The organism is Streptomyces sp. LUP30, from assembly GCF_001746365.1.
In the GTDB taxonomy this organism is placed as follows: Bacteria; Actinomycetota; Actinomycetes; order Streptomycetales; family Streptomycetaceae; genus Streptomyces.
Genome location: NZ_MJAJ01000005.1, coordinates 128,531 through 152,152, shown reverse-complemented (window position 1 = coordinate 152,152; position 23,622 = coordinate 128,531). Strand labels below are relative to the sequence as shown.

Here is a 23,622-nt window from a genome sequence, read left to right as displayed (position 1 = left end):
GATCCCGTCGGCCGGCCCCGTCCTGGCTTGCCGCCTCCGCGTCAGCCCGCGATGGAGTCCAGCTGCTCCGCCGCAGGTCGCAGGGCCCACAGGTCGCCGCCCGGCGGTTCCTGCAGGGCGGGGACGGCGCGCTGTGCCCGTCCGTCGCCCGCGTCCGCGGCCGCGTGCACGACGTCGGTGGCCGCGTACCGGGCGAACTCGAGCTCCGGATGCGGCCAGACGGCGGTTCCGGTCGCGGCGGGCAACAGATAGTCCACCGCCTTGAACAGGCTCTGGCCGTCGGGGCCCCGGTACTTCCACAGGTTCACGCCGACGTGCCGTCCGACGGCAGCGAGGCGGGTGTAGGCGACCAGGTCGAAGGTCGAGTAGTGCCAGCTGCGGGTACGGGCCAGTTCCTGGGGCTGGCTGCCGTCGGCGGCGATCTGCGGGGCGATGCGCGCGGTCCGTGCGCTCAGCGCCGTCCTGCGGGCCAGGTCCTCGTCGCCGGTCGCGTAGGCGAGGGCGGCGACCTGCAGGTCGTAGAAGGTGCCGTGGTTGTTCGCGGCGGCTCCCTCCTGTCTGCCGAAGTCGCTGTCCGTGAGCCAGCGCAGGAAGTCGGAGTTCCACCTCGCCATGCCGGCGTGGTCCGATTTCGTCCAGCCGACGGCGCCGGTGTCCAGGACGGCGAGCGCGTCCAGGACGCTGGTGTACGACTGGGAGAAGTCGATGATGCCGATGGCGCGGCCGTCGTACCTGCAGGGGATGAACTGGGCGTGGTCGAGGTTCGGGTTCATCCGCGTGGCGGGATCGAGGAACCAGGTGCGCAGGATCTGCCCCGCCTTGGTGGCGTACCGCTTGTCGCCGGTGTAGTACCAGGCCAGGGACAGGTCGTACGCCGAATCGAAGACCTTCTCCACGTCCTGGCGGTCGGTGCCCGTGTCGACCTCGGGGTTGCGCTGTCCGTCGCGCTGAACGTACGGGCAGCCCCAGGGGTTCTCGGAGGTCGGCGGCCCGGAAGGCCACCAGTACGGCGCCTGGCTGAGGTAGTCGTGGACATCGCCGCCGGGCGCCGGCCTCGGCTTGTCGACGACCGTCCAGGGTCCCTGGCCCAGCCATTCGTCGGCGCGAGCCGTCAACGCCCGCGCGGCTCTCCGTAGATGTCGGTCACCACGGTCCAGCCGGACCTTCGTCTGCTGCAGTCGGGCGCCGTCGAGCACGACGGTGTGCGGGGCCATGGGCGCCGGATGCGCCGCTCGCGCCGAGGCGACGGGCACGACGCCTGCGGTCGAGGCGACCAGGGCCGCCAGGAGGACGCCCAGTCGGGTGCGGGCGCTCATAGGGGACTCCCCTCGAATCATGTATGTGAATGACAGTCGGCGGGGCCAGTGGGTCGGCGGAGGCGACGAGGCGCAGGCGCGGAGCCGGCTGCCAGGCTCGTCGCCCTGCCGCCGTCTACCGGCCGCGTCGCTTCTCGTGCAGATCGCGCTGGGCCTCGTGCAGGTTGCGCGGCCGCACCGCGTCGGACGCTCCGTACAGCTCCAGTCGGGCGTGCAGATCGCCGGTGAAGTCGGGGACGTCGATCTGGTCGAACTCCGTGACCTGGTCGATGCCGACGGTGGCGGAGTACGGCGCCAGACCGTCGATCTTCACCAGGCCCGCCCGGCCGTTGACGACCCGGATGTTCCAGTGGGCGAAGCGGGCGCCGAACAGGGGGCCCGCACTCGCGTCACCGCCGTGACGGCCGTCGTTGTTCACGGTGATGTCGGTGCGGACGTTGGCGAAGGGCATGCCGCGGTGGCTGTCGAACGTCCCCATCCGCATGTCGCCCCGCGACCACACGTTGTAGGACGACAGCCCCTCGACGTTGATGCCGTGCAGTTGCGTGTCGGGCCGCCCGGGGACGGTGCGCTCCTCGACGGTGAAATCCTCGACGAGGTTGTCGTGCGACCCCTCCCGGCAGAAGTAGGGGTGGTGGGATCCGCGGCCCGCGACCCGGGTCCGGCGCAGGGTGCAGGCCGAGGCGGCCACCAGGCCGAAGCCATTGTCGACATGGCGGACCGTGACATCGTCCACCCAGCAGTCGTAGGCGCACTGCAGGACGACGCCGTTGTACCCCTTGTCGAGAAGGTGCGGCTGCTGCGGCGTCAGGACCGCCTCCACGGTGAGGCCCTCGACTCCGGAGCCCGTCAACTCCGGTACATGCGTGGTGAGTCGAGGGTCCCATTCCGGGCGTACGTCGAGTGGGAGCGGGCGTTCCAGCGTGACCCTGCGGCCGTGGACCCGTGTGATCCGCACGGGCCACTCGTAGGGGACGTAGGAGGTCAGCTTCGTCTTGTCGTCCCAGTGATAGGCCTCCGGGCCGGGGCCCCCGCCCGCCATGTGCTCCAGGAGGGTGTGCGCGGGGTCGTCGGCGAGGCGCAGGAGGACGAGCGCGCCGGGGCGCAGACCCGCGGGGTCGGCGACCGTCACCGTCCAGGAGCCCTGCCGGGCAGGTGCGACACGGGTGAGGGTCCGCCACTCGTCGCGGCGGTTGCCGGTCCAGCCCTCGAACGGCCATGCCCGGGCGCGGATCGCGGCCACGAGCGAGTTCCAGCGGGCCTCCGGCGCGAGCCAGACGAGGCCCCCGGCCCAGGACCAGGACGACTTGTCGCCGCCGTAGCGGGAGCCGTAGACGCCGATCAGCTCGGTGAGGCTGCGCGTCGCGTAGAGCGTCGTACGGCCGCTGCCGGCGCCGCGCAGGACGACGTTCGAGTGTCCGACGCGTATCACGTCGTCGATGCGGAAGATCCCGGGCGGGATGGTGACCGTGCCACCGCCGGCCCTGCCGGCGACGGCGATGGCACGGTTGATCGCGGGGGCGGAATCGGTCGCGCCGTCGGCCCTGGCCCCGAAGTCGCGTACGTCGAGAACGCGGGGGTGGTGCGGGAAACGCGCCGCGCCGCCGCGGCAGCCCGCCCGCCCGACGTAGGGGATCTGCGGGTGGGTGTAGGGGCGGTGGACGAACTCGCGCCACAGGCGGGGGATTCGCCCCGGCGCCTGCACCGGGCCGCGAGCGCGGTCCTGCCCGTGTGCGGGTCCGTCCACCCGTCTGGCGGGTGCGGCGGCTGCGGGGCCGCCGCCCGCCACCGCACGGGACGCCACGGCCACGGCGCTGCCCAGCAGCCCCCGTCTCGTGACGCCGGTGGGTCGGTCTCCGCTCTTGCTGTCCTGTGCCTCGCTCATGTCCGCCCGCTCTCCACAGATGGTCGCGCAGAGGGAGTTGTTCATGTGCATGAACAACGTTCATAGTCATGTCGGCGGTGAGCATGCCACGTGGTCCGTCGGGGCGGGAAGAGGCGTGCACGGCCGAAACGAGGCAGGGAGCGAGGAGCGCGTGCTCGTGCGATGCGGCGGCCGGCGACAGAGATGATCGCGCCGGTTCGATAGAACCTCCCGTACCTGGGAAGACGCCTGTTGATCTTCGTTGGCGTCTTCGGGAGGAAGCATCACCATGGCCGTACCCGTCCGTGCTTCGCGTTCCGCGCGCCGCTCCCGTCGGTTCGAACTGCGGGCGACAGCCCTGTACTTCGCCCTTCTCGCCGTCCTCCTGACGCTGGTGGGCACGGTCGCGCGTACCGCGGCGGCCGCCGTCGAGCACCGTCCCGCCTGGGCCGTCGCGCTCGTCCTCGTCGGCGTCGGCAGCGTGGCGGCCGGCCGGCGCGGAGGGCGCCGGATATCGGCGGCGAGGCTCGCGCGCCGCGCCGTGAGAGCCCTGGACGAGGCCACGATGACGGCCGTCGACGCCCTCGACGCCCCCGTGCCCGCCCCGTTAGCCGTCCCCGTGGCGGCCGGGGCGCAGTCGGGCGGCGGACAGCTCGACGTGGAGCGCACCGTCGCGCTCGTCGCGCCCTTGGACGAAGCCCGCGCGGACACCGAGGAGATCGGCTACGAGGCGCTGGATCCCTACGAGTTCGAGCAGGCGATAGCCGAGTTGTGCCGTCGCGACGGCTGCCTCGACGTGGACGTCGTGGGCGGGGCAGGCGACCTGGGCGCCGACGTCGTGGCGAGGACGCCGGACGGCCGGCTGGTCGTCATCCAGTGCAAGCGGTACTGCGACACCAACCGGGTCGGCTCCCAGGACATGCAGCGGTTCGGCGGCACCTGTTTCACCGTCCACGAGGCCGACGTCGCCGTCGTGGTCACCACCAGCGACTTCACGGCTCCTGCGGTCGAGTACGCCGAGCAGTGCGGCATCGTGTGCGTGGACGGCGGGGAACTCCTGCGCTGGCAGGACGGCGTGGGACCGCGACCGTGGGAGCCGGAGTTCACGGCCGTCTGAGACGGTCCGCCCGCGGCGCCGTACCGGTGCCCGGGAGAGGGGGAGCGGGCACCGCCGGCCGGCAGGTGAGCCGGCGTCGGCCGTCGCGTCAGGAACCGCCTACGGCCAGCTCGGAGCCGGTCAGCCGGACCCGGATGCCGTCCCGTTCCACGCGGACGGACCGCAGTCGCACGTTCCCCTGCGGCGGCTCGGGCAGTTCGAAGGCCAGGGACAGCCGTTCAGCCAGGGCCGGGCGGGTGAGCCGGGACAGGGCGTCGAGGAGGTCGGGTTCGAGGCCCAGGGCGCGGAGCGCCTCGGGATGGTCCGCGGCCAGGTCGATGAGGTTCAGGCTGCGGGCCTGTCGAGCGAAGCGCGGGGAACCGGTCACCTCGGAGAGGTCACCGTCGTCGCTCAGCGCGTTGCGCGCGGTCGTCTCGGGCACCCCCAGGCGTCGCACGATCGTCGGCACGGACAGCAGCGCCTTCGCCTTACGCCTCTCCCGGGCCAGGTCGGCCGAGCCCTTCGACGTCAGGTGCAGGCCGTCCGACGCGCGCGTGCCGGGGCGGTAGGTGGCCAGATCCCCGATGTCCAGGCGTATGCCGCCGATTCGCGTGGCGATGCCCCGATCGCCCTGCCGCTGGATCGTGGCCCGGGCGCGCAGCCTCAGCTCGTGTCCGGCGACCGGCAGGGTGCCGCGGGCCTGGACCCGGTCACGGCCGTCACCGGCGAACCGCACCTGAGAAGCGCCGAGTTCGCGGTTGAGGTCGGCGAAGGACAGCAGCACGTCGCCGTCGAGCCGGGAGACGTGCGCACCGCGCACGGAGGTGAACCCGTCGGTGTCCAACCGGACGTCACGGGCCGAGGCCGTCACCTTCGCCAGCGACACCCGGTCGGCGGCGACGTCCGGCACGGTCACCCGCACCGAGTCCAGTCGCCGGTCGGCGACTTGGGTGAGGAAGGGAAAGCCGCCGATCTCCACCTCGGGCGCGGCGGCCAGGCCCAGCTGCTCCTTGAGGGTCTCGGCTGCCCTGTGCTGCGCGTAGAGCAACGCCCAGCGGTCGGCGAGGGCGACGAAGGCGGCGACGACGACCAGCCCGACCACCGTCTTCACCACGAACGACGGGCCAGGGAAACGATTCCGCTTGCGTCGACGCCGGCTTCGACGGCCGTTCCGTCCGCCGCGGCGGTGGTCGGGCGCACTCCACTGCGGCGCCTCGTCCTGCCGCGCCCGGCGCGCGGTGGCGTCCCCGCCGAGGAGGTCCTCCACCGGTCCGTCGTCGAGAGCGCCGAGCTCCCCGTAGAGGTCGTGCGGCGACGTGGAACGGTCGTGGGGACGGTGCTGCGGCTCTGTGCGATGGGGGGTGCGCATCGCCTCATCCGATCATGCGCACCACCCCGTGCCGCAACTCGAGGCCCGGGCATGCGAGGTGGTTCACGACCGTGACCGGCTCCGCTCGCGCCATCGCGAACAGGCCGCGGACGACCCGTCGGTCGTCGCAGGAGGCCGCCGCGGACCGACCCGGAAAGTGCGTGAATCAGTGGCCCCAGGAGCGCTGGGAACAGTGCAGTGCGCGGCTTCGGAGGGCCGCCCGAGGCGTAGCGGGAACGGCGGGCGCGTTGCGCCCCGACCCGCTCGCGCAAGCGCTCCACGAACCCGTCTGCGGCACCGGTGCACCCCCTCTGGCCTGGTCTTTTCTGGGATTCATCGTAGGGTGAGCAGGCCTTTCCGGACACCGGCCGGGACGGGTTGCGGGAGGGGAGAAGGCATGGAGTACGAGGCTGCCCACATCGAGGTTCTGCAGGGGCGGGACGCCGTTCGCAAGCGGCCCGGAATGTATGTCGGCTCGATCGGCGAACGCGGGTTGCACCACATGGTGTTCGAGGTCGTGGCCCCGGCGGTGAACGCCGTACTGGCCGAGGGCGGCGGCCGGGTCGACGTCACGCTCACGCGGGACGGTGGCGTCCGGGTGGCGGACGACGGGCCGGGGGCGCCCTTCGAGGACGCCGGCGACCCCGGTCTCCAAACGCGACTGACGACCCTCTACACCGGCCCGCCAATCGACGACAGACGCACCGTGTACATGGGTGGCTTCTGCGTCGGCCCCTTCGTCGTCAACGCACTGTCGGCCCGGCTGACGGCCGAGGTGCGGCGCGACGGGGTCCGCCGGCTCCAGGAACACGCCCGCGGCGTCGCACTCGCCCCGCCCGCCGTCGTGGGTCCGGCGAGCGGGACCGGGACGACCGTCGCCTTCTGGCCCGACCCCGAGATCTTCGAGACGACCCGGTGCTCGTTCGCCGTCCTGGCGGAGAGGTTCCGTCAAGTAGCCTTCCTCAACCCGGGCCTGACGATGTCGCTGACCGACGAACACCCGACGCGAGGGGACCGCGAGGTGCGGTACCGGTTCCCCGAAGGGGTACGGGACTTCGTGGCCGCCCTCGACGCGGAGGCGGGGGCCCTCCTCGGGGCGGACGTCATCGGCTTCGCACAAGAGGACCCACGCATGGCGGGCACCGTGGAGGTGGCCCTCCGATGGGGCGACTCCGGCGAGGAGCGGCTGCTGAGCTTCGCCAACAGCCGGCCGACACCCGAAGGGGGCGCGCATGTGGACGGCCTCCGTGACGGGCTCGCGGCCGCGGCCGCCGCATTCGCGAGCGAGCGGGGGCTGCCGGCGCCGACGGACGCCGGCTCCGGCGCCCACCGGATCGGCGAGGGCCTCCGGGCGGTCGTGTCGGTGAAGCTGGACCGTCCCGAGTTCCTCGGCCCCGTTCACGGCCTGCTCGGCGGCGCCGACGTACGCGCCTGCGTCGCCGACGCCGTCCGGGAACACCTCGGCGCATGGTTCGCGGAGCACCCGGACCGGGGCGCGAGCATTGTCGGAGGCATGTTCCGAGACCCCGATCTCTCCGGTTCCTTCCGCAAACGGGGTGCCGATCCTTCCGCCGGATGTGGGAGCGGCGGCGTGTCCCCCATCACTGCGTGAGCCTCGAGAAAGCGGGCAACAGAGTCTTTACGCACGGAAAGCATCTGGCGCCTCACTGTGCGCACAGGGCATCTCACGCAAGACGAGTAAGGAACTGCAGTGGCTGACGTACTGACCGACGGGCAGCCCGAACCACCTCGGTCCGGGCCGGTCGAGATCACCGGACTCCCCACTCAGGTCCGCCAGGACCTGACCCGCAGGCTGAGGCGGAACAAGCGTCCCTTCCGCGATGAGGACGTGCAGGTCGTCGAGCCTCCACTGCTCCGGCGGGCGGTCGGCGCCTCGGCGCTCGGCAACTGCATGGAGTGGTTCGACTTCGGCGTCTACAGCTACCTCGCCGCCACCATCGGCAAGGTCTTCTTCCCCGGGGCGTCTCCTGCCGCGCAGGTGATCTCGTCCTTCGCCACCTTCGCGGCGGCGTTCGTCGTGCGTCCGCTCGGCGGACTGGTCTTCGGGCCCCTCGGGGACCGCCTCGGCCGGCAGAAGGTGCTCGCCACCACCATGATCATGATGGCGGTCGGCACGTTCGCCATCGGCCTCATTCCCAGTTACGCCACCATCGGCATCGCCGCGCCGATCCTGCTGCTGCTCTCCCGCATGGTGCAGGGCTTCTCCACCGGCGGCGAGTACGGAGGCGCCACGACCTTCGTCGCCGAGTACTCGCCCGACCGGCGTCGCGGCTTCCTCTCCAGCTGGCTCGACTTCGGCACCTTCGTCGGTTACGCCCTGGGCTCGGCCCTGGTCACCACGTTGAACCTCGCCCTCAGCGACGCACAGATGCTGTCGTGGGGCTGGCGGATCCCGTTCCTCATCGCGGGCCCGCTCGGCGTGATCGGCCTGTACATGCGTCTCAAGCTGGAGGAGTCGCCCGCCTTCCAGCAGCAGCTCGACGAGCACGAGCAGAGCCTTGCCAAGGAATCGGCGGGCACCGAGTTCAGGACCATCGTCAAGGACCACTGGCGGGCCCTGCTCATCTGCATGGGACTGGTGCTGCTCTACAACGTCACCAACTACATGGTCACGGGCTTCCTGCCGACCTACCAGACCGAGACCCTCGGTCGCTCCAGCAGCTCCGCGGACGTGCTCGTGCTGGTGGGCATGGTGTGGATCGTGCTGCTGATCACCTTCCTGGGCCGGCTCAGCGACCACGTGGGCCGACGCCCCCTCTACGGCTACGCGGCGGCGGGCATGATCGTGCTCGCCGTCCCCTCCTTCCTGCTCATCAAGATGGACGGGACCTGGCCGCCGATCTTCGGCGTGCTGATCCTGTCCACGCTGCTGGCGTGCTTCGCCGCGCCGAGCGCCGCGACCCTGCCCGCGCTGTTCCCGACAGCCGTGCGCTACGCCGCGATGGGCATCGGCTTCAACTTCGCGGTGGCCGCGTTCGGCGGTACCACCCCGCTGGTCACGGAGGCGCTGGTGAGCGTCACCGGAAACGACATGGTGCCCGCGTTCTACCTCATGGCGGCCGGCGTCATCGGGCTGGTCACGGTCCGCTTCCTGCCCGAGAGCGCCCAGGTCTCCCTGCACGGCTCCCAGCCGATGGTGGGATCGAAGAAGGAGCGACGCGAACTGATCGCCACCTCGCAGGAGTTGTACCGGGTCGGCCGGGAGACGTCCGGCCGCCGGTGACGCCCGCGGGCCCTGCCGGGACACGACCTGGAGCCGGTCGACGACCTGGACGACCTGGACGACCTGGTGGAGCGGAACACGTGCTCCCTCCGGTGTCCGGTGCGATGACGACCTCAGGGCGGCACGGTCCGTCGCCTCGATCCCAGCGGGGCGTCAGGGGTTTTCGTGCAGCCCCTTGGGCGCATCGGCCGGCCGCGGCGACTGCGGCTCGGTTGCCGCCGGCGCCGACGGCAGGGGCGGCAGGCCCGCAGCGAGGTCCGGGAGCAGCACCGGCTCCAGCCGCACCCGTTCCTGAACGGCCAGGTACCGTTCCAGCCCGGGCGGCCGGTACTGCGAGTCGCGGTCGCGGCGTTCCTTGGCGGGCACCGCCAGGAACTCGTTGCCGTCGAGAACGCCCTCGGCGTTCGCCGCCTCTCCGAGCGGCCGGTGCAGCGGTTTGGCCAGCCGGTACAGACCCGTGCGTGAGGAGTGCAGTTCGCCGAGGCTGTCCGGCCGCACCCGGAACTCTGTGCTGTCCTGGGGTCTCATCACTTCGGGCCCGGCCTCGCTGAGCACGTCGGGGTCGAACTCCAGCCCGTGTCTGCGGGCCTGATCGACCATCCACAGCAGGGTGATGTCGGACAGGCCGGTCTCCGAGTAGCCGCCGCCGGCGTCGCAGTGCACCCCGGCGAACCAGACCTGTTTCAGTTCCTGGCCCTGCCGGTCGGCCCCCGGCTGCTGGTGCCACAGGGTCGGCCGGAACGCCGAACGCTGCTCGTCGACGGCCAGCGCGTGGAAGGCGGCCCTGACCCAACTGCTCAACTCCGTGTTGTGGAAAGCCCATTGGTGGTTGAACCGGTTCACCGCCGGCTGGAGCCCGGCGGCGTCCGGGAGCGGGATGCCGAGGGCGCCGACCGTGTCCCACACCCCGATGAAGCGGATCTCCGTCTCGCGCGCGTAGGAGCGGCGGAACAGCGTGGCCGCCGCGCCGTTGGGATGCTCGATCCGGTCCCGGTACAGCGACCACGCCTCCGGGATCCGGTCGGCCTGGTCCCGGCGCAGTATCCCGCTGTTGCGCAGGAGCCCCGCCAGACTGCGTGCGGTGAACGCGCCCCGGCTGAAGCCGAAGAGGTAGAGCTCGTCGTCGGGCTCGTAGGTCTCGACGAGGAACCGGTACGCGTCGACGATGTTCCGGGACAGGCCCATGCCGAACGCGCCCCCGCGCAGCCGGTCCCACCGTTGGGTGCCGACGCCGCTGTGGTAGTAGACGCGTTGCTCCTTGCCGGAGGCGAACCCCGGCCGTACGGACAGAGCGACCTTGGCCACATTGGTTCTGCTCGGTTGGTCGGCGAAGTTCCAGGTGCCGTCGCAACAGACGACCAGGCGCTTGGCCATGACCACCTCCTGGCGAGAGCGCGGAGTGGTGTCCAGCACCACTTCCATGCTCGCACCGCTTCGCGGGCACCGCCAGACGTCGGCATGCGGCGAACGTCGATGATCCGGCCAGGCTGGTGAGTTGCGTCGAAGGCATGCCTTCGGGAGATGCGTCGGAACGACGGGCCCGCGACACACGTGCACGCCCCTGCACCGCACCGGTCGACCGGACTCGCTGGAAGGGGGAGGCGGCGGAAAGCCCTGGACGGATACGGTGGGGCGGTGACCGAGAATCTGCCCGCCGACGTGGCCGCGGCGCTGGAGGCCATGCTGGACACGGAGCGTCCCGTTCACGTAGCGCTTCGCCGGCAGCTCCCGCATCTCAGCGTCCTGTCCCGCTGCTCCTGCGGCTGCGGCACCGCGTTCTTCGAGGTGCGCACCGGCGAGGTGGAGCCCGCGCCCACCGGCCCCGGCACCGTGGTGGCAGCGGAAGCGCAGATCGTCACCGACGGGGGCGACTTTCCCGGCGAAGTCCTGGTCTTCACCCAGGGCGGCTATCTGTCGTGGCTGGAGGTGTGCTCGTGGAGCGACGACATCGAGGTGTCGTTGACCGCCGCCGGCACCTCCTTGCGGCCCTACTGACCTGCTGATGTCTGCGGGCCCCCGGCGCACGCCGGGGGCCCGCAGACATCAGTGAGTTCGAGGCCGGTCAGCAGGTCGAGTCGGTCTCGGGTGATCAGTCCGAGCCGCTGCGGCGCGCTGTCGACCGCCTAGGTCGTGGGCGTGCCGCCCATCGCGGTCAGCGCGGCTCCGTAGGCGGCCTTCTTGTTGCCGTTGCGGTCGAACAGCAGCGGGTTCTCCCCGGAGCGCCAGGAGTCGCTGTCCCGGATGCCCCAGACGGTGATGCCGGTACAGCGTGCGACGTTCATGCAGGCGCGCACCGTGTTCGTGTACGCGCCGGCCGGCGCTTGCGCGATGTCCAGTTCGGTGAGCTGCACGTCCACGCCGAGGGCGGCGAAGTTGGACAGCGTCGTCTGGAAATTGCCGGGAGGTCCGCCGGCGCCGAAGTGGGACTGGAAGCCGACGCAGTCGATGGGCACGCCGCGCGACTTGAAGTCGCGCACCATGCGGTAGACGCCCTGGGTCTTGGCGGAGTTCCAGTCCTCGATGCTGTAGTCGTTGTAGCAGAGCTTGGCCCCCGGGTCGGCCGAGCGGGCGGTGCGGAAGGCCTCCTCGATGAAGCCGTTGCCGAGCACGTCCTGGAACACCGAGCTGCGGTGCTGGCCGCTGCCGTTGTCGGCGAAGGCCTCGTTGACCACGTCCCAGGCGTAGATCTTGCCCCTGTAGTGGTTCGCCACGGTGGTGATGTGGTTGTTCATGACGCTGCGCAGGGTGTTCGCGTCCCTGATGGAGCTGACCCAGCTGGGCAGTTGGGAGTGCCACACCAGTGTGTGGCCCCGCATGCGCTGGCCGTGGGACGACGCGTGGCTGACGATCTGGTCGCCGGGACCGAAGTTGAACGAGCCGCGGGAGCGTTCGGTCGTGTCCCACTTCATCTCGTTCTCGGGGGTGATCGCGTTGAACTCGCGGTCCAGGATCCTGGTGTAGGTACCGTCGCCGAGCCGGCCGGCGGCGACCGCGGCCCCGAAGTAGCGTCCGGACTGGGCGGCCTGCGCGCCGAGTGTGGAGGCCCGGACGGCGTCGGGCGAGTCGGGTGCCGCGATCGCGGCCGCCGGTGTGACCAGACCGGCCACGGCCAGCAGCGGTAACACCGAGGCTCGGCGCAGGCCGAGCCGCTTCAGCGGGTTCATGGTTCTCCTCATACGGTTGGGTGCGGGTGGTCGGTGCGGTGGACGTGCCCTAGGAAAGGGCGGATTGGACAGGGTGGGGGTGGGTCGGTTCAGGGGACGGACAGTTCGAACCGCGTGGCGCGGACCGCTCCGCCGAGCGACCGGGTGGCGTGGTTGAAGAGGGCGAAGCGGTAACCCATGAAGAAGCGCCAGTCGTTGCCCATGGAGAAGGCGGGCCCGAGGCGGGCGAAGGCGGCGCCGTCGGTGCTGTAGGAGAAGACCGCGGGGCGGGCCGCGCCGGGGCGGATGTCGGCGTTGGCGCGCAGTCGGACGCGGTTGCCGGCCAGAGGTACGGCGGCGACCTCGACGCCGGTGCCGGTGGTGTTCCAACTGCCGTCCATGGTCAGCCCGTTGACCATCACCACCCGGGTCACGCCGCTGTCGCGCCTGACGCCGATCCAGGCGGAGGAGTCGCGCAGCAGCGCGAGCCCGGCCCGGTCGCCGTCGCGCATCGCGGAGACGTCGAAGTCGACCGTGGCGGTGGAGGTGGGCCCTTGGATGCGGTGGGTGAGCGTGTTGCGGGCCCAGTAGAGGTCGTCGGTGACGGTCGCGGTGCGCAGGGTCAGTCCGTCGCCCACCGACCACTTGGTGGGGTCCGGGTTGTGGTTCCACTCCCACCTCGGCTTGAGGGTCGTCCCGTCGAAGGTGTCGACGCCGGTCATGGGGGTGACCTGCCGGGGCGGCGCGGGCAGCGCCGGCTGGGGGTACGACGTGCCCCAGGCGCCGTTCACCAGTTGGACGGTGGGCCAGCCGTCCGAGGTCCAGGAGATGGGCGCGAGGACCGGCATCCGGCCGCCCGGGTAGGCGTCGACGAAGGCCAGGTAGTACCAGGCGCCGCTCTGCGTCTGCACCAGTCCGCCCTGGTGCGGGACGCCCCCGCCGGGGATCGGGCCGCGCAGGTCGAGCAGGACCTGGCGCAGGGTGTAGGGGCCGAACGGACCGCCCGAGGACTTCAGGACGTACTGGCCGTTCGCGGGGCGGGTCAGGAAGATGTAGTACTGCCCGTTGATCTTGTAGAACCGGGAGCCCTCGAGGGTGCCGACGCTCGACGGCGTGGTGAACACCTGCTGGGTACGGACCTGTCCGCGCCCGTCGGGCGAGAGCTGGGCCACGTTGATGGTGGTGTTGCCGTACGCCACGTACAGGGTGTCGTCGGTGTCGACGAGGAGGCCGGCGTCGTAGTACGGCGTGCTGATCGTCGTCAGCCGGCTCCAGGGCCCTTCGGCCGCGGTGGCCGTGTAGACGTACGTCCTGGCGAAGTCGATCTGGCCGAGCCAGTAGAAGGTCCTGTTGCTCGGCCGGTAGGCCAGGGACGACGCCCAGACGCCCCGGACGTAGCCACGGGCGCCGTTGAGGTCGTACTTGGCGCCGAAGTCGAGGGTGGGCACCGAGTGTCCGGCGATCTCCCAGTTGACCAGGTCGTACGAGCGCAGAACGGGGGCGCCGGGCGAGTAGTGCATCGTCGAGGCGGAGGCGTAGTAGACGGCGCCGACCCGGATGACGTCGATGTCCGCGAAGTCCTGCCAGATCACGGGGTTGGTGAAGGACGACGCGGCGGCGCGGGCCGGGTCGAGCGGAAGCAGGGCGCCGGCGGCGAGGCCGGTGGCGGTGGCCAGCACCCGGCGGCGACCCACGGGTTGATCAGGGCATGACATGGCCATGTATCGATCTCTCTGCGAAGGAGTGCTGGGGTGGGGGCCGGTCCTTCGGTGTTCGGTATCGCGAACATCAATCGATTTGCCGAGCAATCAGGATGATAGGAGGCTGATAGCTCCCGTCAATACGTCTCGCATGATTCGGCTTGGAGTCCGAAATGTTTCGATGCTCGGCGAGTCTCGATTGTCGCCGGATGGGGTGGGAATGTCCTGTGTGGCGTTCGCCGGGTGGCATCGAGGTGTCCAATACACCGCAAGGGGTTGACAGTCCGGGGACTCTCTCTAGCCTCCGTAGGGCCAGCGATCCGAAATCGTATCGAAATTTCGAACGGTTTTCTTGCTGACGTATGCATGGCATACGACGGTCCATGCGCCGGACATCCCCTGTCTGGCGCGATCAGGGGAGACGCATGACGACAAGGCCGAGGTTCCGCTTATGGGGCGCCGTGATCGCGGTGCTGCTCGTCCTCACCGCAGGAGGGACCGCCCTGGGCGGCGGCCCTGGCGCGGACGCCGTGCTCACGGCCTCCGACGCGCCGGCCGCGCCCGGCGACGCCGCGGCCCCGACCGCCGGATGCGGCAAGGCGCCCACCCTGACCAGCGGCACGTACACGATCCGGAGCAACGGCAAGAACCGCACCTTCATCCTGCGCGTCCCGGACGGCTACGACCGCAACCGCGCGTACCGGCTGGTCTTCGGGTTCCACTGGCTGGGCGGCACCGCCAACGACGTGGCGACGGGCCGGACGGTGGAGACGGGGACCTGGGCCTACTACGGCCTCCAACGCCTGGCGAACGGCAGCGCCGTCTTCATCGCCCCCCAGGGCCTCGACAACGGCTGGGGCAACGCCGGCGGCGAGGACGTCACCCTCGTCGACGACATCCTCAAGCGGGTCGAGTCGGACCTCTGTGTCGACACGACACAGCGGTTCGCCGTGGGCTTCAGCTACGGCGCCGCCATGTCGTACGCGCTCGCCTGTTCCCGGGCGACGGTCTTCCGGGCGGTGGCCGTGCAGAGCGGCGGGCAGCTCAGCGGCTGCAGCGGCGGCACCCAGCCCATCGCCTACCTCGGCGTGCACGGTGTCAGGGACGGCGTCCTCGGCATCGCCGGCGGACGCGCCCTGCGTGACCGGTTCGTCAGGAACAACGGCTGCGCCGCCCAGAACCCGGCCGAGCCGGCGCAGGGCAGCCTGACACATCGGATCACCGCCTACTCCGGATGCTCGGCCGGGCATCCGGTCGTCTGGGCGGCGTTCGACGAAGGGCACATCGCCGCCCCGCAGGACGGGGCCCCCGGAGACAGCGGCTCGCGGACCTGGCTGCCGGCCGAGGTGTGGAAGTTCTTCACGCAGTTCCAGACCTCCACCCCGCCGCCGGACCACGCGGACTGCCGGGTCAGCGGCGCCGTCAGCGCGTGGAACTCCGGCCTGACCGCGAACATCACCGTCACCAACACGGGCGCCACCGCGATCGACGGCTGGTCGCTGGTGTTCACCCTGCCCGGCGGGCAGACCATCACCTCCGGCTGGAACGCCGCATACGCGCCCGCATCCGGCCGGGTGACGGCCCGGAACCTGTCCCACGACGCGATCATCGCGCCCGGCGCGTCCGTGACCATCGGCTACCAGGCCACCCACACCGGCGACAGCGCCGCGCCGGACGCGTACACCCTCAACGGCACGACCTGCGCCGTCGCGGGAGTCCGGTAAGGGCGACCACGGGCGTCGGCACCGAGGGTGACGGCCTCACGCGCCGGGCGGCACGCAACCCGTCCGGCGCGGACCGGCGCGCCGCCCCGGGCGCATCGCCGCCTCCGCGGCACCGTGAGGCGACGGCGCGCTGATCAATGGGCCGCGCCGGGCACTGCGCGTCCCTCGGCCCCCCTCACGGCGCGGGCGGCCAGGGCTTCCAGCATGAGGTCGACGGCCTCCTCGAAGGAGCTGTTCCCCATGGTGGGCAGCGCCTGGCGAACCGTGGACAGCGCAGGATACGAGGCCGGGTCCAGCTGCTGGTAGACCTGGTGCCACGCCCGGCGGTCGGCCTCGCGCTGCCGGGCCGGGAGCGCCTGGAACGCGGCGTCCATGGCGGCATGGCCGAGCACGGTGTCGATGAACGTCAGATACAGGCGCGCCGCCTCGACGGGCTCGAAGCCCGCGGACAGCAGCAGGCTCACACCCGTGTCCACGGCGCGGATCTCGTTCTGGCGCCGTGTCACCCGGTACGAGGCGAAGGCCGCCGCGCGCGGGTGTGCGAGGTACCCGGCGCGCACCCGCACCGCCATCTCGCGCAGGTCGGCCACCCAGTCGCCCCGCGGCGCGAACCCCGCCATGGCGTCGCCGATGATGCGGTCGGCGATGGCGAGCACTAGGTCGTCGGTGCCGCGGAAGTAGCGGTAGAGGGCGCTGGGGTCGCAGCCCAGGGCGGTGCCGAGCCGCCGCACGCTGAGCGCCTCCGGGCCGTGCTCGCCGATCAGCCGGAGCGCGGTCTCCACGATCAGGTCCTCCGACAGCAGGAGCCCCGAGCGGGTGGGGCGGCGGCGTCTGCGCTCCCGCGGGACACGAGTGGTCATTCCGGGGCTCCTGTCATTGCGGGCGGTGTGGCGGCGCTCCAGCAGTGAAGGGGCCCCCGCGGCCTTATGTCAACAGGATTGACGCAATGCGGCGGCCACGTGTTCCATCGCATTCCGCGCGGCTCTTCCCTCTTCCTCCCCTCTCCGCGAGGAGCCTTCCATGTCATCCACTCCCTTGCGCCGATCTCTGGGCGTCGTCGACGGCGTCGCGATCGCGGCCTCCAGCACGGCCGCCACCACCAGCATCGCCATCGGCATGGGCACGATCGCCACCATCGTGGGGCTGCAGGCGCCCGCGCTGCTGCTGCTCGCGTTCCTGCCCGTGCTCGGCATCGCCACCGCCTACGCCCGCCTCAACCGCTCGGAACCCAACTGCGGCAACGGCTACACCTGGGTCGGCAAGGCCCTCGGGCCCTGGCCCGGCTTCCTGACCGGGTGGGTCACCGTCGTCGGATCGGTCATCTTCTGCGCCTACACCAGCGCCGTCATGGGCTCGGTCGTCCTGATCTTCGCCAACAGAGCCGGCCTGCACACCGTGGCGGGCATCGCCCTCGATCCGTCGTCCACCGGTGTCACCACGGGCGTCGGACTCGTCCTGCTCGTCGGCCTCACCGCCCTCGCCGTCACCGGCACGCGTGCGACGACCCGATTCCAGTCCGTGCTGCTGGTCTTCGAGTACACCGTGCTGCTGGGGTTCTGCGGCTGGGCCCTGATCACCGGCGAACAGTCCTTCTCCCTCTCCTGGTTCAACCCGTTCGCGATCGCCGACGGCACGGCCTTCGCCCAGGGCCTGGTCCTCGCGGTGTTCTTCTTCTGGGGCTGGGACGCGGCGTTCAGCGTCAACGAGGAGACCAGGAGGCCGGGCGACGCGGCCCGCGGCGGCCTGATCGCCCTGTTCGCGATGCTGGGGCTGTTCCTCTTCGGCTCGGTCGCCTTCCAGCGGGAGATGAGCCTGACCGAACTCATCAAGAACGGCCCGCAGGCCCTGCCCTACCTCGGTGAGAAGCTCGCCGCCGAGCCCTGGGCCACCCTGCCCGTGATCGCCCTGATGTTCTCCGCCGCCGCCTCGGTCCAGTCCACGCTGATCCCGACGGCCCGCGGGCTGCTCGCGATGGGCCGGGACCGCACCATGGGGCCGGTGTGGACCCGTGTGCACCGCCGGTACGGCACCCCCGCGGCGGGAACGGTCGTCGTCCTGTCCATCGCCGTCGTGATCGCCCTGCTGGCCGTCGCCATCCCGCGGCTGAGCGACATGCTGCTGGCCGCCGTCAACTCCATCGGCCTGCTCGTCGCCCTCTACTACGGCCTCACCGCGATCGCGTGCGCCGTCCGCTTCTGGCCCGACCGCCGCGAAGGGATCCGCACGGCCCTGCTCGCCGTGGCCGTCCCGGCGGTGTCCGGCTCGGTCCTGCTGGGCCTCGGCGCCTATCTCGGCTACTCCTACCTGACCAAGAGCGACCACTTCGCCCTCAGTCCCGACAACGGTTGGTTCATGTTCTCCCTCCCCGCCGTCATCGTGCTGGCCGGCCTGGGCATGGCCGCGGTCGCCAAGTACGTCCGCCGCTCCCCGTACTTCACCACGGGCCACGGCACCGACGCCGAGGCCATCGCCCTGCCCATGGACCGCGCCGCCGTCTGAGCCCGCCCGCACCCGTCCGCATCCCCCTCCCAGGAGTTCACCCCCATGCCGCAGTCCCGGGCCACGGGCCCCGCCGACGTCGTCTTCACCGGCGGCTCTGTCCACACCGTCGACCCGGCCCGCAGCCGTGCCACCGCCGTGGCCGTCCACGGCGGGCGCATCACGGCCGTCGGCCACGACGAGGTGCACGCCCTGATCGGGCGGGGCACCGAGGTCGTCGACCTGGCCGGGAAGCTGCTGATCCCCGGCTTCCAGGACGCCCATGTGCATCCGCAGGGCGCGGGCCTGGAACTCGGCCTGTGCCACCTCGCCGACACCGTCGACCCCGCCGAGTACCTGCGGCGGATCAAGGCGTACGCGGACGGCAACCCGGACGCCGAGTGGATCACCGGCGGCGGCTGGTCCCTGGAGGCGTTCCCCGGCGGCGCCCCCACCGCCGCCGCCCTCGACGCGGTCGTCCCCGACCGGCCCGTCTTCCTGCCCAACCGCGACCACCACGGCGCCTGGGTCAACACCCTCGCGCTGGAACGGGCCGGCATCGACGCACGCACCGCCGACCCTGTCGACGGCCGCATCGAACGCGACGCCGGAGGCAGTCCGACGGGCATGCTCCAGGAGGGCGCCGTCCACCTCGTGGGCCGGCTGGTGCCCGCCCCCACCCCCGAGGAGCAACTGGCCGCCCTGCTGCGCGCCCAGGCCGTGCTGCACTCCCACGGCGTCACCGCCTGGCAGGACGCCATCGTCGGCGCCTACGCCAACATGACCGACCCCGCGCCCTCGTACCGCACGGCCCAGGACCGAGGACTGCTCACCGCCCGCGTGGTCGGCGCGCTTTGGTGGGACCGTGGACGCGGCGGCGAGCAGATCTCCGAACTCCTCGCACGGCGCGAAGAGTTGAGCGGGGGCCTGTTCCGCGCCGGCACGGTGAAGATCATGCAGGACGGCATCGCCGAGAACCACACCGCCGCCATGCTCGACCCTTATCTCACCGGCTGCGGCTGCGCCTCGGACGGCAGTGGCATCAGCTTCGTCGAACCCGGCGAGCTGAAGAAGTACGTCACCGAACTCGACGCCCTCGGCTTCCAGGTCCACTTCCACGCCCTCGGCGACCGTGCCGTACGCGAGGCGCTCGACGCCGTCGAGGCCGCCCGCTCCGCCAACGGTCGCCACGACACCCGCCACCACCTGGCGCACCTCCAGGTCGTCCACCCCGACGACGTACCACGCTTCCGGGCCCTCGGCGCCACCGCCAACCTGCAGATGCTGTGGGCCGCCCACGAGCCGCAGATGGACGAACTCACCCTGCCCTTCCTCGGCCCCGAACGCGGCGCCCGGCAGTACCCCTTCGGTGATCTGCTGCGGGCCGGGGCGACGCTCGCTGCGGGCAGCGACTGGCCCGTCAGCAGCCCCGACCCGCTCCAGGCCATCCATGTCGCCGTCAACCGGCGCTCCCCGGACGCCCCCGACGGCACCCCGGCCTTCCTGCCCGGACAGCGCCTCGACCTCGGCGCCGCCCTCGCCGCCTACACGGCGGGCAGCGCGTATGTGAACGGTCTCGACGCCGACACCGGCAGCGTCACCGTGGGCAAGGCCGCCGACCTGGTCGTCCTCGACCGCGACCCGTTCACGGGACCGGCCGAGGAGATCGCGACCACCCGGGTGCTGGAGACCTTCGTGGAAGGAGCGCGCGTCCACGCGGCCCCCGACGCCTGACGGCGCCCGATGACCCCGGCCCGGTCACGCATGCCCGCCGCGTCGAGCGGGGTGGCCACCGTCGGCACGGCGGGCCCGCTGAAGCGGTCGGCTGGGACCTGATGTGTGTTCAAAGGGGACGACGTCAACTCCGGGGGAGGGCCGCGGGCCGAGGTCGGCGACCGGAGCGCGTCGGCAGGGGCGCGCCGGTGGCGAGGGCGTGGAATTGTTGGGGGGTCGTGCGGGTTGTACGCGCTGTAGCGACAAAGGCCGAGAGGCCGAGGATGTGCGCGACAGCGCAGGGTGGCCCGGGCCACCGGCACAGGGTGGCCGCGGCCACGGAAGGGAAGGAGCCGACATGGCAGCGCAGACGCAGAGGGCCGTGCTCGCGGGGGGATGCTTCTGGGGGATGCAGGACCTGATCCGCCGGCTCCCGGGCGTCACGGCGACCCGGGTCGGATACACCGGGGGCGACGTGCCGAACGCGACGTACCGTAACCACGGCACGCACGCCGAGGCGATCGAGATCCACTTCGACCCCCGGCAGACGGACTACCGCGCGATCCTGGAGTTCTTCTTCCAGATCCACGACCCGAGCACCCGCAACCGCCAGGGCAACGACATCGGCCTCAGCTACCGCTCCGCGATCTACTACGTGGACGACGAGCAGAAGCGGGTCGCCGAGGACACCATCGCGGACGTGGACGCGTCCGGACTGTGGCCGGGCAAGGTCGTCACCGAGGTCGAGCCGGTCGGCCCCTTCTGGGAGGCCGAGCCCGAGCACCAGGACTACCTGGAGCGCTACCCCGACGGCTACACCTGCCACTTCCCGCGCCCGGGATGGCGGCTGCCGGTTCGCTCGGAGGGCTGAGCCGCCTCGCCGCCGGTGCGGGACGTGATCTCCGCGAGCCCGTGACCGGCGGCCTCGGCCGGCGGCGCTCCATCCGTCGCCGGACGAGCCCGGCCGCTCAGCATTCGCCGACTCCCGGGAACCGGGCGGCCGGGTCGTCGATGGAGATGTGGGACACGTGTCCGCCGAGGGCCGGGACGTACGCCCGGGCATCCCTGACATGACCCGCGGTGCTCACGGTGGCGCCCCGGGCCCGACACGTCACACCTCGAAGCCCTGGGCGCGCAGGATCTCGTCGATGCGGGTGCGGTGGGCCTTCTCCCAGTCGTCGAGGGTTTCGTCGGCCTCCTCGGCCAGTCCGGCCCGGGCGGCGGTCAGCGCGTCCTCGGCGCGGGCGGCGGGGACGACAACCACGCCCTCCTCGTCGGCGACGACCATGTCACCGGCGTTCACGGTGACTCCGGCGCACCGCACCGGCGCGTTGAGCGGCTCCACCGCCTTCTTGCTCCCGGGAACGGGGATCACCCCTCGGGCGAACACGGGGAACCTCAGCTCCCGGACCTCGGCCAGGTCGCGGATGACCCCGTCGGCGACGAAGGCCGCGACGCCCCGCCGCTGAGCGACCGCGCACACGTTGCCGCCGGCCAGCGCGTAGTCCAGGTCGCCCGACTCCACGACGATGACCGCGCCCGGTTCCGCGCGGTGGATGGCAGCGTGCAGCATGAGATTGTCGCCGGGAGGGCACCTCACGGTGAATGCCGCCCCGGCCACGCGCGGCACCGGCGACCACAGTGGGCGCATGCCGATGTCCATGACCTGCCCGCGACCCACGACGTCGGCGAGAGTGGTGACGGGGATCTCCGCGAACGCGGCGGCGGCCGTGCGAGGGGCGTCCGTCATGTCCTGTCTCCTTCGAGGGCGGTGGCGATGGCGGGGCTGAGCCGGCGAGGCGGATCGCTCCGCCGTCGACGACGTGGTCGGCACCCATGATGCTGCCAGTCACGGCGGACCGAAGGAAAGCGATCAAGAAGCCGACCTGGCGTCGTCCGGCGACGCGTCGCAGGGCCGGGGCCAGGGGGCAGATCGGCCAAACGCCGTGTGGCGGGGCGACGTTGCCGTCGGAGGGACCTGGACCGGCGCTCCGACGGCAACGTGCCTCGCTAAGGCCGGTCGTAAGGGCGGGTCATGATCTCCATGTTGTGACCGGCCGGGTCGGCGAAGTAGGCGCCGCGACCGCCGAACAGACGGTTGATCCGCCCCGGTTCGGTCTGACGGGGGTCCGCGTAATAGGTGACCCCCACCGCTTCCAGGCGGGCGATCACTAGGTCGAACTGCTCGTCGGGCACGAGGAAGGCGTAGTGCTGCGTCTGGATCGGCTCGTCGCGCTTCTCGTAGTAGTCGAGCGTCACGCCGTTGCCGAGGTCGACGGGCAGGAACGGCCCGAACGGGGCGCCGACGTCGAGGCCCAGGATCACGGCGATGAACTCGGCGGACAGCCGCTGGTCGCGGGCGTACACAGCGGTGTGGTTCAACTGGACTGCCACAGGTGGGCGTTCGGGCTCGTACGGATACTGAGGGGCATGGGGCATCAGTGGTGTGTCTCCGGGTCTTGGATCCGCAGGGGTGAGGCGCCGTGGACGGCGCCGGGAGCAAGGACACGGAGTCGGGGGCGGGCCTCTTGCCCGCCTCGCGCTCACGCCGAGGCCGGGAACCTCACTCGTGCGTGGCACATGGCCGACCCGGCAGTCACCCCACCGACCTTAGTGACCGTCACAGGCCGGGGCAACGCCGTTCCCGTCCGGCGCGGGCAGTGTGCTGCGCGTTCCGCCGTTCGTCGGCCAGGACGACTCCGGCGCGCCGAACCGCCACCCGTGGGACGGCGACGCCTCGCGAAAACGGGTTGCCTGCCGGCGAGACCCGTGGATGCAATGTCCGGCATGAGCACTCGGGTGAACACGCGGTCGTCGCGACCGGAAGGGGAGCGGGCTGACGGGCCGGCCGTCCTGATCGGCGCTCTCGCGCCGCTGACGCGGCCCGGCTGGGTCGAGGCGGGCCGGCATCTGCTCGCCGGACTCGAGCTGGGCGTTCGCGAGGTCAACGACGCCGGCGGGGTCGCCGGAAGGCCGCTGGAACTGGTGGTCCGTGACACCGCGGCCGACCCGGAGCGGGCCGCGGCCGCCGTGGACGAGTTGGCCCGCATGGGCGTGGCAGCCCTGGCGGGGGAGTACCACAGCGTCGTCGCCCGTGCCGCGGCCGCCCGTGCCGACGCGCTCGGCCTGCCGTTCCTCTGCTCGTCCGGGGTGCTCGACGCGCTGACCGATCAGCCGACGCGATGGGTCGCGCGCCTCGCTCCGGCGCAGTCCCGCGGCTGGCGGATCTTCGCGGACTTCCTTCTCGGCGCGGGTCACCGCCGCATCGCCGTGGCGACCCAGCCGAGTGTCTACTGGGCGTCCGGGGTCCGCATCCTGCGGGACCGCCTCACTCCTCGCGGCGGCGCCGTCGTGGAACTCGACGTGGGTGCGCTCGCGCCAACGGCCGTGTGCGACCGGCTCGTCGACCAGCGCGCGACCGCCCTCCTCCTGCTCGTCGGCCACCCGGACCCGGCCGTGCCGATCGTCAGGTCCGTCCGCCGGGACCGGCGCCTCGCCGACATCTTGATCGGCGCCCCGGCCGGACAGCCGGAGTTCTCCGGGTGGGCCACGTCGCTGGGCGACGACGGCTCGGCCGTCCCCTTCCTGCGCTACCTCCCCGAGCGCCCGAGCCCACTCGGAGCACGGGTCGGGACGGCCCTGAGCGAGCGGCTGGGCGAAGCGCCGTCCTTCGTCGCCTACGAGGGCTACGACACGATCGCCGTCCTCGCCGACGTGCTGCGTTCGCATGGCGTCGACCGGGCGCGCACCGCGGATTCCTGGCCGCGCGTCGCGGTGGAAGGCACCCGCGGGCAGATCCGGTTCTCCCGCACGAACGGCATCAGCGTGTGGCAATGGGCCTGGCCCCCGATCCAGGTCGTCGACCGCGATCCGGCACACCCCGATCGATTCCGGATCCTCCACTCGGGCTGAGGCGACCCGGGGCCCGGTCCCTCCTCACGGGCTGAGGCGACACCGAGTCCGGACCGGCGTCCG

Annotated in this window: 17 protein-coding genes and 1 pseudogene; 9 read left to right on the top strand and 9 right to left on the bottom strand. The window is 71.7% G+C overall.

Annotated features, from left to right (window positions below; genetic code table 11):
* Positions 1 to 41 precede the first annotated feature (41 nt).
* Together BG482_RS06875 and BG482_RS06870 are read right to left on the bottom strand one after the other, a co-directional pair.
* On the bottom strand, positions 42 to 1,316 hold the full coding sequence (locus tag BG482_RS06875; RefSeq protein WP_069767967.1) for an alginate lyase family protein: 1,275 nt from the start codon (positions 1,314 to 1,316) through the stop codon (positions 42 to 44).
* A 115-nt stretch (positions 1,317 to 1,431) separates the two neighbouring features.
* Complete coding sequence (locus BG482_RS06870) at positions 1,432 to 3,201, bottom strand: glycosyl hydrolase family 28-related protein (RefSeq protein ID WP_069768049.1); 1,770 nt, start codon at positions 3,199 to 3,201, stop codon at positions 1,432 to 1,434.
* A gap of 268 nt (positions 3,202 to 3,469) precedes the next feature.
* Here BG482_RS06870 and BG482_RS06865 point away from each other — a divergent pair, with 268 nt between their 5' ends.
* Positions 3,470 to 4,297 (top strand): restriction endonuclease, encoded by an 828-nt coding sequence (locus BG482_RS06865; RefSeq protein WP_069767966.1) that lies wholly within the window; start codon positions 3,470 to 3,472, stop codon positions 4,295 to 4,297.
* An 88-nt stretch (positions 4,298 to 4,385) separates the two neighbouring features.
* Here the strand turns inward: BG482_RS06865 and BG482_RS06860 are convergent, their stop codons facing one another.
* A complete protein-coding gene (locus BG482_RS06860; protein ID WP_069767965.1) occupies positions 4,386 to 5,645 on the bottom strand; it encodes a DUF2993 domain-containing protein in 1,260 nt (419 codons plus the stop codon).
* A 397-nt stretch (positions 5,646 to 6,042) separates the two neighbouring features.
* Between BG482_RS06860 and BG482_RS06855 the strand changes: the two genes are divergently transcribed.
* Both BG482_RS06855 and BG482_RS06850 read left to right on the top strand, forming a co-directional pair.
* Complete coding sequence (locus BG482_RS06855; RefSeq protein ID WP_069767964.1) at positions 6,043 to 7,257, top strand: ATP-binding protein; 1,215 nt, start codon at positions 6,043 to 6,045, stop codon at positions 7,255 to 7,257.
* Between the two features lie 99 nt (positions 7,258 to 7,356).
* Positions 7,357 to 8,889 carry an MFS transporter gene (locus tag BG482_RS06850; RefSeq protein WP_370745757.1) on the top strand — a complete coding sequence of 511 codons (1,533 nt, stop codon included), beginning with the start codon at positions 7,357 to 7,359 and terminating at the stop codon, positions 8,887 to 8,889.
* Between the two features lie 153 nt (positions 8,890 to 9,042).
* On the opposite strand, the gene BG482_RS06845 is transcribed toward BG482_RS06850, so the two are convergent.
* On the bottom strand, positions 9,043 to 10,263 hold the full coding sequence (locus BG482_RS06845) for a DUF2235 domain-containing protein (RefSeq protein ID WP_079141640.1): 1,221 nt from the start codon (positions 10,261 to 10,263) through the stop codon (positions 9,043 to 9,045).
* 261 nt (positions 10,264 to 10,524) lie between these two features.
* Here BG482_RS06845 and BG482_RS06840 point away from each other — a divergent pair, with 261 nt between their 5' ends.
* Positions 10,525 to 10,884 carry a hypothetical protein gene (locus tag BG482_RS06840; RefSeq protein ID WP_069767963.1) on the top strand — a complete coding sequence of 120 codons (360 nt, stop codon included), beginning with the start codon at positions 10,525 to 10,527 and terminating at the stop codon, positions 10,882 to 10,884.
* A gap of 137 nt (positions 10,885 to 11,021) precedes the next feature.
* Here BG482_RS06840 and BG482_RS06835 read toward each other — a convergent pair.
* Positions 11,022 to 12,053 (bottom strand): annotated as a pseudogene (locus tag BG482_RS06835) (endo-1,4-beta-xylanase); the annotation flags it as partial.
* An 89-nt stretch (positions 12,054 to 12,142) separates the two neighbouring features.
* Complete coding sequence (locus tag BG482_RS06830) at positions 12,143 to 13,747, bottom strand: glycoside hydrolase 43 family protein (protein ID WP_107450400.1); 1,605 nt, start codon at positions 13,745 to 13,747, stop codon at positions 12,143 to 12,145.
* A 455-nt stretch (positions 13,748 to 14,202) separates the two neighbouring features.
* On the opposite strand from BG482_RS06830, the gene BG482_RS06825 reads away from it, so the two are divergent.
* Positions 14,203 to 15,456: a cellulose binding domain-containing protein gene (locus tag BG482_RS06825; RefSeq protein ID WP_218108775.1), complete on the top strand. Its 1,254-nt coding sequence runs from the start codon at positions 14,203 to 14,205 to the stop codon at positions 15,454 to 15,456.
* A 134-nt stretch (positions 15,457 to 15,590) separates the two neighbouring features.
* Here BG482_RS06825 and BG482_RS06820 read toward each other — a convergent pair whose 3' ends face one another.
* On the bottom strand, positions 15,591 to 16,316 hold the full coding sequence (locus BG482_RS06820; protein WP_069767959.1) for a TetR/AcrR family transcriptional regulator: 726 nt from the start codon (positions 16,314 to 16,316) through the stop codon (positions 15,591 to 15,593).
* A gap of 160 nt (positions 16,317 to 16,476) precedes the next feature.
* Here BG482_RS06820 and BG482_RS06815 point away from each other — a divergent pair, with 160 nt between their 5' ends.
* From BG482_RS06815 to msrA, 3 genes are all read left to right on the top strand, one after another.
* The gene (locus tag BG482_RS06815) at positions 16,477 to 17,955 is read left to right on the top strand and encodes an APC family permease (protein WP_069767958.1); all 1,479 of its coding nucleotides are present in this window, start codon (positions 16,477 to 16,479) and stop codon (positions 17,953 to 17,955) included.
* 45 nt (positions 17,956 to 18,000) lie between these two features.
* Positions 18,001 to 19,668 carry an amidohydrolase gene (locus tag BG482_RS06810; RefSeq protein ID WP_069767957.1) on the top strand — a complete coding sequence of 556 codons (1,668 nt, stop codon included), beginning with the start codon at positions 18,001 to 18,003 and terminating at the stop codon, positions 19,666 to 19,668.
* 337 nt (positions 19,669 to 20,005) lie between these two features.
* Positions 20,006 to 20,518, top strand: a complete 513-nt coding sequence (gene msrA, locus BG482_RS06805; RefSeq protein ID WP_069767956.1) for a peptide-methionine (S)-S-oxide reductase MsrA — start codon at positions 20,006 to 20,008, stop codon at positions 20,516 to 20,518.
* A 240-nt stretch (positions 20,519 to 20,758) separates the two neighbouring features.
* On the opposite strand, the gene BG482_RS06800 is transcribed toward msrA, so the two are convergent.
* Positions 20,759 to 21,397 carry an RraA family protein gene (locus tag BG482_RS06800; protein ID WP_069767955.1) on the bottom strand — a complete coding sequence of 213 codons (639 nt, stop codon included), beginning with the start codon at positions 21,395 to 21,397 and terminating at the stop codon, positions 20,759 to 20,761.
* Positions 21,398 to 21,657: 260 nt separating this feature from the next.
* Positions 21,658 to 22,086, bottom strand: a complete 429-nt coding sequence (locus tag BG482_RS06795) for a VOC family protein (protein WP_069767954.1) — start codon at positions 22,084 to 22,086, stop codon at positions 21,658 to 21,660.
* 339 nt (positions 22,087 to 22,425) lie between these two features.
* On the opposite strand from BG482_RS06795, the gene BG482_RS06790 reads away from it, so the two are divergent.
* Positions 22,426 to 23,559, top strand: coding sequence for an ABC transporter substrate-binding protein (locus BG482_RS06790; protein WP_370745756.1), 1,134 nt, complete (start codon positions 22,426 to 22,428; stop codon positions 23,557 to 23,559).
* Positions 23,560 to 23,622 lie beyond the last annotated feature (63 nt).

What these genes read in the sequence shown, in the direction of transcription:
- BG482_RS06855 (WP_069767964.1), top strand. Translation starts at nt 6,043, where the DNA reads ATGGAGTACGAGGCTGCCCACATCGAGGTTCTGCAGGGGCGGGACGCC.
- BG482_RS06830 (WP_107450400.1), bottom strand. Translation starts at nt 13,747, where the DNA reads ATGTCATGCCCTGATCAACCCGTGGGTCGCCGCCGGGTGCTGGCCACC.
- BG482_RS06795 (WP_069767954.1), bottom strand. Translation starts at nt 22,086, where the DNA reads ATGCCCCATGCCCCTCAGTATCCGTACGAGCCCGAACGCCCACCTGTG.
- BG482_RS06800 (WP_069767955.1), bottom strand. Translation starts at nt 21,397, where the DNA reads ATGACGGACGCCCCTCGCACGGCCGCCGCCGCGTTCGCGGAGATCCCC.
- BG482_RS06820 (WP_069767959.1), bottom strand. Translation starts at nt 16,316, where the DNA reads ATGACCACTCGTGTCCCGCGGGAGCGCAGACGCCGCCGCCCCACCCGC.
- BG482_RS06845 (WP_079141640.1), bottom strand. Translation starts at nt 10,263, where the DNA reads ATGGCCAAGCGCCTGGTCGTCTGTTGCGACGGCACCTGGAACTTCGCC.
- BG482_RS06815 (WP_069767958.1), top strand. Translation starts at nt 16,477, where the DNA reads ATGTCATCCACTCCCTTGCGCCGATCTCTGGGCGTCGTCGACGGCGTC.
- BG482_RS06865 (WP_069767966.1), top strand. Translation starts at nt 3,470, where the DNA reads ATGGCCGTACCCGTCCGTGCTTCGCGTTCCGCGCGCCGCTCCCGTCGG.
- BG482_RS06875 (WP_069767967.1), bottom strand. Translation starts at nt 1,316, where the DNA reads ATGAGCGCCCGCACCCGACTGGGCGTCCTCCTGGCGGCCCTGGTCGCC.
- msrA (WP_069767956.1), top strand. Translation starts at nt 20,006, where the DNA reads ATGGCAGCGCAGACGCAGAGGGCCGTGCTCGCGGGGGGATGCTTCTGG.
- BG482_RS06870 (WP_069768049.1), bottom strand. Translation starts at nt 3,201, where the DNA reads ATGAGCGAGGCACAGGACAGCAAGAGCGGAGACCGACCCACCGGCGTC.
- BG482_RS06860 (WP_069767965.1), bottom strand. Translation starts at nt 5,645, where the DNA reads ATGCGCACCCCCCATCGCACAGAGCCGCAGCACCGTCCCCACGACCGT.
- BG482_RS06810 (WP_069767957.1), top strand. Translation starts at nt 18,001, where the DNA reads ATGCCGCAGTCCCGGGCCACGGGCCCCGCCGACGTCGTCTTCACCGGC.
- BG482_RS06790 (WP_370745756.1), top strand. Translation starts at nt 22,426, where the DNA reads ATGTCCGGCATGAGCACTCGGGTGAACACGCGGTCGTCGCGACCGGAA.